General features: G+C 44.2%; 10 protein-coding genes. 8 read left to right on the plus strand and 2 right to left on the minus strand.

Annotated features, from left to right (window positions below; genetic code table 11):
* Positions 1–357 precede the first annotated feature (357 nt).
* A complete protein-coding gene (locus QTO06_RS22285) occupies positions 358–1386 on the plus strand; it encodes a site-2 protease family protein (protein WP_331409848.1) in 1029 nt (342 codons plus the stop codon).
* A 76-nt stretch (positions 1387–1462) separates the two neighbouring features.
* Here the strand turns inward: QTO06_RS22285 and QTO06_RS22290 are convergent, their stop codons facing one another.
* Entirely contained in the window at positions 1463–2248 is a 786-nt protein-coding gene (locus QTO06_RS22290) for a M48 family metallopeptidase (protein ID WP_331409839.1), read from the minus strand.
* A 192-nt stretch (positions 2249–2440) separates the two neighbouring features.
* Here QTO06_RS22290 and QTO06_RS22295 point away from each other — a divergent pair, with 192 nt between their 5' ends.
* From QTO06_RS22295 to cutA, 5 genes are all read left to right on the plus strand, one after another.
* Positions 2441–2878 carry a hotdog fold thioesterase gene (locus QTO06_RS22295; RefSeq protein WP_199458408.1) on the plus strand — a complete coding sequence of 146 codons (438 nt, stop codon included), beginning with the start codon at positions 2441–2443 and terminating at the stop codon, positions 2876–2878.
* A gap of 12 nt (positions 2879–2890) precedes the next feature.
* Entirely contained in the window at positions 2891–3124 is a 234-nt protein-coding gene (locus QTO06_RS22300) for a DUF3389 domain-containing protein (RefSeq protein WP_020196912.1), read from the plus strand.
* A gap of 79 nt (positions 3125–3203) precedes the next feature.
* Positions 3204–4910 carry an SgrR family transcriptional regulator gene (locus QTO06_RS22305; RefSeq protein ID WP_331409843.1) on the plus strand — a complete coding sequence of 569 codons (1707 nt, stop codon included), beginning with the start codon at positions 3204–3206 and terminating at the stop codon, positions 4908–4910.
* Positions 4894–5145, plus strand: coding sequence for a hypothetical protein (locus QTO06_RS22310; protein WP_331409844.1), 252 nt, complete (start codon positions 4894–4896; stop codon positions 5143–5145). The genes QTO06_RS22305 and QTO06_RS22310 overlap by 17 nt, the downstream gene beginning before the upstream one ends.
* Positions 5146–5154: 9 nt before the next feature.
* The gene (gene cutA, locus QTO06_RS22315) at positions 5155–5487 is read left to right on the plus strand and encodes a divalent-cation tolerance protein CutA (protein ID WP_009704454.1); all 333 of its coding nucleotides are present in this window, start codon (positions 5155–5157) and stop codon (positions 5485–5487) included.
* Here cutA and QTO06_RS22320 read toward each other — a convergent pair.
* On the minus strand, positions 5449–6045 hold the full coding sequence (locus QTO06_RS22320) for a DUF2238 domain-containing protein (RefSeq protein ID WP_005435133.1): 597 nt from the start codon (positions 6043–6045) through the stop codon (positions 5449–5451). The genes cutA and QTO06_RS22320 overlap by 39 nt on opposite strands.
* 222 nt (positions 6046–6267) lie before the next feature.
* Between QTO06_RS22320 and QTO06_RS22325 the strand changes: the two genes are divergently transcribed.
* Positions 6268–7107 carry an isopenicillin N synthase family dioxygenase gene (locus QTO06_RS22325; RefSeq protein ID WP_331409847.1) on the plus strand — a complete coding sequence of 280 codons (840 nt, stop codon included), beginning with the start codon at positions 6268–6270 and terminating at the stop codon, positions 7105–7107.
* A gap of 113 nt (positions 7108–7220) precedes the next feature.
* Complete coding sequence (locus tag QTO06_RS22330) at positions 7221–7841, plus strand: DNA-J related domain-containing protein (protein ID WP_041053053.1); 621 nt, start codon at positions 7221–7223, stop codon at positions 7839–7841.
* Positions 7842–8049 lie beyond the last annotated feature (208 nt).

The raw sequence follows: 8049 nt of genomic DNA on the forward strand, positions 1-8049 counted from the left end.
TGCCTTTTACACCAATTGCTATCGGTTCGATTTACAACTTTAATGTAAATATAATGTTAATTGTATGTTTATTAACTTGTCAAAGATCAGACGTATATTGCGTTTTAAATTTGATGCATAGGTCAAACCGCAATTAATAAGGCCATGTATTATGGTGATATTTTTGTAAAGAATGGTATGACCAGAGTTGTTTTGTAAATCTTATGATTAAAAGCCGATCAAATACGTGTTGTTAACATGCTTTTCGTTCGGTGCCATTGCAGGCATAATTCGCACTTTGTGTTTATCGCATTGGAAATCGCGTTGGAATTACTACACATTGAATTTTTAGGAAAGTCGCTCAGGCTTGAAGGCTCTATGGCGGGTTGGCAACAACTGTTTTGGGATAACACCTTAGTTTCGCAGATTGCTGCGAGCGATGATGACTCAGGCAAGACACAGCATGAGTTCAAGCTCACTGCTGGAGAGGACGTTTTACATTGCCAATTGAGCTGTGAACTAAACTGGCAACCATTTGATTTTAAGTATCAAGCAACAGTGAATGACTCACTGGTTGTTGAAGGGACTCGTGACGAAAAAGACATTGAACGCCAAGTGCCAGTAGAACCGCCACCGGCAGAAAAGCGTTTTAGTCTAATTGGTATTGTGTCGCTCGGCATGAAAGCGTTGAAAAGCGCGAAAGTCATTAAGGTGGCGTTAGCCTCTGCAAGTCTTGCGGCATACTCATGGCTGTTTTCGATTGAGTTCGCCCTTGCATTGGTGGCGTGTTTGATTTTTCACGAATATGGCCATATCCGAGCAATGAAGTACTTCGGTATGAAGACCAAAGGCATCTATCTCATCCCATTTTTAGGCGGCTTAGCGCTAAGCGATGAAAAGATAAACACACGTTGGCAAGATGTAGTTATCTCCATCATGGGCCCGTTCTTTGGTTTGGTGCTCAGCATTGTGTTCACCGTCTTGTATTGGATGACCGGTGAGATGATCTTTGCAGGATTGGCCGTATTTAACGCCTTGTTAAACCTATTCAACCTATTGCCAATCTTGCCGTTAGATGGCGGGCATGTACTTAAAAGCATAACCTTTTCAATGAACACATGGATAGGTTTGGCCGGTAGTATTGTCACGGCGTTGCTCGGTATCTACATCAGCTATACTTTCGGCTTAACACTGCTTGGTTTCTTATTGATGATGGGAATGCTCGAAGTGGTAATGGAATGGCGAACTCGCCATCATAGCCACTTATTGCCGTTAACACGTTATGGTCAGCTGTTTTCGTTTGCGTGGTACTTGGTATCGGTTTGCGGTTTTATCGCAATCATTTGGTACTTCGCAGGGTTAGGCGATAGCTTGTTGAGTTTGCCGCTGCAGATCCTCGGCACTTAAAGCATAAGTCTGTCTAAAAAATAAAGCTCCATCACGGAGCTTTATTTTTTAGAACTGTATTCACTACTCATTTAAACTAACCACATCTTGGTGCTTTCGCATTCGACGCGGGTAATGTTTTTATGGTTGCCTGTAAGTCTTTGATGCGAGTGCTGTGTGATGGGTGAGTAGAGAAGAACTCCGGCGGTTGTCCACCACCCGCAGCAGCCATGTTTTTCCAAAGATCAACGCTTTCATTTGGATTGAAGCCCGCTTTCGCCATGTAGCCTAAACCCACAATATCGGCTTCTGATTCCTGAGTGCGGCCATAAGGAAGTATCACGCCGTACTGAACACCGACACCAAGCGCTGCCATGGTCATCTGTTGATACTCTTTGTATTCAGAGACACCAATCGCCACGTTAGCTAGCGACAACCCCGCGTTTGCTAGTTGGCTTTGAGACAAACGCTCATTACTATGGTCTGCTAAAACGTGTGCTACTTCGTGGCCAATAACCGTTGCAAGTTGGTCTTGGTTTTTCGCTACTTTCAGCAATCCAGTGTAAACGCCGATTTTACCGCCGGGTAGGGCAAATGCGTTGACTTGGTCACTATCAAACACAACAACCTCCCAATTCTTAAACCCTGCTTGAGGCGGGATCGTATCGGTAATTTGCTTGGCAACACATTGAACATATGCGTTGACCTTTTTATCTTTGCTTATCGGAATTTCTTGCTTCATCTGATCAAAAGATTTAGCGCCGAGAGAAGACATCTCTTGGTCGGAAAACATCAAAATTTGGTTACGGCCAGTGGGCGAAGAGCTACACGCTGTTAGACCTGCAACGGTCAAAAGTACTGAGGCTTTAATCCATGTTCTCATAGCGGGGTCCATATAAATATTTTTTGTTTTGTACCAATAGTATAACGCTTAGTAAAGAAACGTTAAGTCATTATGTTGATCACGTTGAGACTTGCGTTTGACCTTGAAGTCGCGATGCGATCAGGACTATGCTAGGCACACTTTTCATAGATAAACCGTCCAGTGCGATACGGGACGAGATAAGAGCGAAAAATGAGTATTTGGAAAAAGCCAATTAACTTAGACATTCTTAACGCCACGTCAAAAAATACCATGATGGAGCATCTGCAAATCGTCTATACCGATTTCACTGATGATTCACTAAGCGCGACCATGCCGGTGTGCAGCTTTACACACCAACCATTGGGTATGTTGCATGGCGGTGCGTCTGTTGTACTTGCAGAAACGCTTGGTTCACTTGCTGCGAATTTCTGTGTAGAGGAAGGCAGTTACTGTGTTGGTTTGGACATCAATGCAAACCATGTTCGTGCGATGCGCAGTGGCCATGTTATTGGTACCGCAAAACCTGTCCATTTGGGCGTGTCCACTCAAGTGTGGCAAATCGAAATCACCGATGAACGCGAACGTTTGGTTTGTACGAGCCGTTTGACGATCGCAGTAAAACATCCGAAAGAAAAACAAGTTCAATAAGAGAATACTGATATGGTCATTGAATTCTCTTTAGGAAAAATCATCGCAACGCAGCGTGAAATTGTTATCAAACTTACGGGTAGCGCGATGGTTACTTTGCAAGCACAAACTGATGCAATTCAGCTACTTGGACGTGGAGCAAATGTTGTTTTAGCCCATGGTGCGGAAACGAAATGGTCGATCAAACTCGACGATGAAGATCAATTACGCCAACTAGCGCAAGAAATTGGTATCGACATTCAATAATTTGCACGTCTGAGTTTGCACTTTTCACGAAAAATGAGGAAACTTAGTTTATCGTTATGAAAACTAAAATTTCCTCTTTATGAGTAGCCCTCGTTTACGCGTTCAGTTCGAAACGCTGTTTGAAAAATTTTCTGGTAATGACACGGATGTTCAACTCGAAGACATTACCGAAGCACTCTTTTGTACTCGTCGAAACGCTCGAATCGTCCTCAATAAACTAGAGGAAGAAGGGTGGATCGAATGGCATCCTGCCGCAGGTCGTGGCAAGCTTTCTAAACTAATATTCAAGCGCAATCGTAGCGATGTAAGTGAGAACCTTGCACGTCGTTACTTAGACGAAGGGAAAATAGGTCAAGCCCTTGAAGCGCTCGATAATGATGCAGCTAAGCTCACTCAGGTTATTCAGGGCTATTTAGGTCTGCAACATCGACAAGGTGAACAGGTCGTTCGTTTGCCTTATTACAGACCGCTTTCTATGTTGAACCCGCAAAAGCCAATGCGCCGTTCAGAGCAGCATATCGCGCGTCAGGTGTTTAGTGGCCTTACAAAACTCGACGACAACGAGCAGCTTCAACCCGATTTAGCGCATTACTGGGAAGCACTTTCAGACACACATTGGCGCTTCTATCTACGTCGTGGGGTTCGTTTTCATAATGGCGAACTGCTGACGACAGATTGCGTTATCGAAAGTATTGGGGCGTTAAGCGAACTCAACTTGTTCTCTCACATAGAAAAGGTCATCTCTCCAGAGCCTTGGACGGTAGACATCCACCTAGTACGGCCTGATAAGTACCTGCCACTTGCATTGAGTGAGTCACAAGCCAAAGTTTTACTACCAAGCAATTTACGTTCAGAAGAATTCGATAGAAAGCCAATCGGCACAGGCCCATTCCAAGTTAAAGTCAATGATGACAAACGCTTAATTCTGACGGCGTTTGATGGCTACTTTGGTTTGCGTCCGCTCTTGGATCAAGTTGAAGTGTGGGTGATCGACGAAGCTTACTCGTCGATGGTGTACCCAAGTTTGACTAAGCCACAAATGGATAAACAAGCGTCGACGGATGAAGTCGAGCTCGACCCCGGCTGCACGTTTCTACTACTGAATAAAAACACAGGTATAGCAAAAGACCCAAGATGGGCGGAGTTTTTGAGTCAAACCTTAAATAGCTACCAAGTGTATTCCCATGTTCCTCAAGACAAGGTCATTGAGTTGGGAGTGCTGCAAGCATTTGGATTAAAGCCTGGTTGGATTGATCTTAAACCGACAGTGTCCGGTGACGCGCCCCAGAAAGAGAAAACCATTTGTGTCGCTTACCAAAAGAAACACCCTATGTTTCCTGTTATCGCTAAAGCGATCAAAACCTTGCTCAAGCCACATGGCATTGATGTGGAGTTCATTCGTTACGATACTCAGCCGCCCTCGCCAGAAGAAGTGGATATCTGGATCAAAGCAATGGGTATTGCGACCAACCGTAACGACGCACTTGCAGGTTGGCTGTTGGATTACAGCGATATTGACAAGTTTAGTGCGGGTTATGATTTCTCTGGTTGGTCAACGCTGGTGGATCGATGGAGAGCAGGGCAACACACGGATTTTCCTGCCCGAGAGTTAGGCCGACAACTGGTAAAGAGCTGCCAAGTGATCCCGATGTTCCACTGTTGGTTAGGCGTGAACAAAGACCACAGCGGTGCCCTGCAAAACGCCAAATGTAACGCCTTAGGTTGGTTTGATTTCAGTACCGTGTGGGTAAAACCGAAGATAGAGAAAGATGGCGAAACCGAATAAGAAGCAACCGACCAAAACGGTCGAGATATTTTGTGCAAAATGTAAAACGCAGCTGTTTAAATATCGCAAAGGCGGTAAAGGGGCATTAGTGAAGTGCTTTAAAGAACGCATTGTTGAAGACTTCACCAACGCACCTTGCTTTTGCCCAGATTGTGAACAAGAGTTTGCAAGAGACACATTAGTAAGAGGAACACCTGCCTACAAGATGATTGGCGGCAAGGTGACGATGAAATAAGAGTCAGTTATGAGCGAACAACATGAATACTGCATGGTATTGAGTACCGCAGGCACGCAGAAGAACCGAGACGAGATCATCAAAGGTTTGTTGGAAGGGCAACTTGCAGCTTGTATACAGACCATGGCGATAGAGAGCCACTATGTATGGAAAGGGGAAGTGTGTAGCGATAATGAGTGGTTGTTGATCATTAAAACACGCAAAGACTTATACGCATTGGTCGAAGACAAAATAAAAGACCTGCACGAATATGAGGTGGCTCAGATCGTACAGGTCCCAATTGTAGAAGGTTTTAACCCTTATCTAGAGTGGCTTCGCCAGTCGACGTTGAGTTGTCAGTAGAAGCAACGACAGTATCGCCCCCATGGTGTCACATAACATGTCTTTCTGGGCATCCCAAATATCGCCTTGCGATCCCAGGAAGGCAATTCCCTCATCACCGCCTGCAATTTCCGCATACCACCACTCGATGATCTCGTAGCCAGCCGCCAGAGACATGATGGCAAACAAAGCAAACCAACAAGCAAATCCAACACTGATCTTTTTCTTATTAATTAGATATTCAGCAATCGGATAAGCGTATAAACCAATCGAGAAGTGAGCAACACGGTCGAAGTTATTGCGCTCCGAGCCAATTAAGTTGTTGAACCAATCAAACGGAACTTCTGCAAAGGTGTATTTGGCACCAATGGTGTGAAGACAAAGCCAGATAAACATCAGTACATAAGCAGTATTGCTGAATTGGTAACGAATGGAAAGCGCCCAAATGGCAATGAGAATACCGATGGCAGGAACGATCTCTGCAAACCACACCGCGCGAGAGCTTGGCTCTAAGGCAGAAAACAAAAAAACAACGGCGTAGAAAATCGTTAAACCCAATAATGTAGAAGTACTTTTCATAGAGAAATTGATCCTTCAATGGAAAACTGTGGTTATGATTACACTTAATTGTACAGTGTGCAATTGTTTATTTTGTCGGGGAGATGCTTACTTTTTATGTTGATATATTGCCAAACTGCTCAACAATAAAACGTTTGCGCGTAAACATTTCATTAAAGTTTGATTTACAACATGGCCATCCATAGAATTCATCGCTCAGTCTAATAAAAAAGAAGTAAAGTCATGAAACTGGAAACTGTCGATTATCTTGCTGACGATGCTGCTCAACAGTTCGTCACCTCACTACGCGAAACGGGCTTTGGTGTTCTTAAGAACCATCCAATACCACAAGAGCTCGTCGAGTCTATTTACAAAAATTGGTACGAGTTCTTCTGCTCTGAACAAAAGAATGACTTCCAATTTAATGTTGAAACACAAGACGGTTATTTTCCACCATCAGTTTCTGAAGTCGCGAAGGGGCACTCAGTTAAAGACATTAAAGAGTACTTCCATGTTTACCCTTGGGGTCAAATGCCAGAGCAGCTTAGAGAAGAAATTCTTGAGTACTACGAGCGTGCAAATGCCTTTGCTCAAGAGCTTCTTGGATGGGTGGAAGAGTACGCGCCAAAAGAGGTTCAAGAGAAGTTCTCTATCGCTTTGTCTGAGATGATCAACAACAGCGATAAAACACTACTGCGCGTTCTGCATTACCCACCAATGACGGGTGAAGAAGAACCAGGTGCGATTCGTGCGGCAGCACATGAGGACATTAACCTGCTGACTGTTCTGCCAGCAGCAAATGAACCGGGCCTTCAGGTAAAGACTAAAGAAGGTGATTGGTTAGATGTGCCATGTGACTTTGGTAACTTGATCATTAACATCGGTGACATGCTACAAGAAGCATCAGGTGGTTACTTCCCATCTACGACTCACCGTGTGATTAACCCAACGGGTGGTCGTCAAGAGAAGTCTCGCATCTCGCTTCCATTGTTCCTGCATCCAAAACCAGATACCGTGCTATCTGAGCGTTACACAGCGCATAGCTACCTAATGGAACGCCTAAGAGAGCTTGGTGTTATTTAAGCTAACGAGATCCTCCTTCAAAAGGCTGATGGTTTATGACTGTCAGCCTTTTTGTCTTTATGGTACAAATTGACTAGCTTTAATAACAGGTACTTAAAACGGTTAGGGGATACATGGACGAACAATTCGACGTTTGCCAAAACGGACAGCAATACATGGAAAACCCATTGTTGTGGCCGATTCTAGAAATTCTCCGTAAACAACCAACGAGTTGGAAGGTGCACACACTCGCGCAAGAGCTCAGTGAGCACGATTATATTCCTCAGTTAGATCCATCTCCGGATAAAGACCTCTTTAAGCGCAATTTCTTGTTGATGAACGCGCTCTATCAACTGCAAGAAACACTTTACCCTGACGGTTGGCTACAAGTTGAAGCGATGAACATTGTGCTAATGTCTGCAATTGAAGCTTCCCGTCACAGCATCGACATCAATGATCCACTCAGAGAATACTACCTTGATTGGAAAAATTACGAAGCCGATGAGGGCGAAGTACGTAGACTGCTCAATGACTTTTGGAGTCGATATCAACGCTACATTGGTGGAAACACTTCTAGCGATTTGGACCGAGCGAAGGCGTTGAGTTTATTTGAGTTGGGGTCGGAGGCGACTCGGACAGATATTCGTAAGCAATGGAGAAAGCTTGCATTACGGTGGCACCCAGATCGAGAGAACGGTGATGCAGATAGGTTTCGAATTCTCTGTGATGCTTGGAATGTACTGCGTAGCGGATAAAACAAACAATAGTCACAGTGTAACGTTATTTATCCTTTTACCTATCAGCTAGATAAAAAAAAAGCAGCGTTCATCGCTAATGCCGATCAGTTAAGACTTTAATCGGCAGATCAGTTGAATGATCCTACCTGTATGTAAAAATCCGATAGACCCTGTTTATCGGATTTTTTATGCACGTTTCTCAAGCCCTCGACATCATCAACAGTTA

This window comes from Vibrio sp. M260121 (assembly GCF_036533715.1).
GTDB lineage: Bacteria > Pseudomonadota > Gammaproteobacteria > Enterobacterales > Vibrionaceae > Vibrio.

Coding starts and splice junctions, on each gene's coding strand:
- QTO06_RS22290 (WP_331409839.1), bottom strand. CDS start 2,248: ATGAGAACATGGATTAAAGCCTCAGTACTTTTGACCGTTGCAGGTCTA.
- QTO06_RS22300 (WP_020196912.1), top strand. CDS start 2,891: ATGGTCATTGAATTCTCTTTAGGAAAAATCATCGCAACGCAGCGTGAA.
- cutA (WP_009704454.1), top strand. CDS start 5,155: ATGAGCGAACAACATGAATACTGCATGGTATTGAGTACCGCAGGCACG.
- QTO06_RS22310 (WP_331409844.1), top strand. CDS start 4,894: ATGGCGAAACCGAATAAGAAGCAACCGACCAAAACGGTCGAGATATTT.
- QTO06_RS22295 (WP_199458408.1), top strand. CDS start 2,441: ATGAGTATTTGGAAAAAGCCAATTAACTTAGACATTCTTAACGCCACG.
- QTO06_RS22285 (WP_331409848.1), top strand. CDS start 358: ATGGCGGGTTGGCAACAACTGTTTTGGGATAACACCTTAGTTTCGCAG.
- QTO06_RS22305 (WP_331409843.1), top strand. CDS start 3,204: ATGAGTAGCCCTCGTTTACGCGTTCAGTTCGAAACGCTGTTTGAAAAA.
- QTO06_RS22320 (WP_005435133.1), bottom strand. CDS start 6,045: ATGAAAAGTACTTCTACATTATTGGGTTTAACGATTTTCTACGCCGTT.
- QTO06_RS22325 (WP_331409847.1), top strand. CDS start 6,268: ATGAAACTGGAAACTGTCGATTATCTTGCTGACGATGCTGCTCAACAG.
- QTO06_RS22330 (WP_041053053.1), top strand. CDS start 7,221: ATGGACGAACAATTCGACGTTTGCCAAAACGGACAGCAATACATGGAA.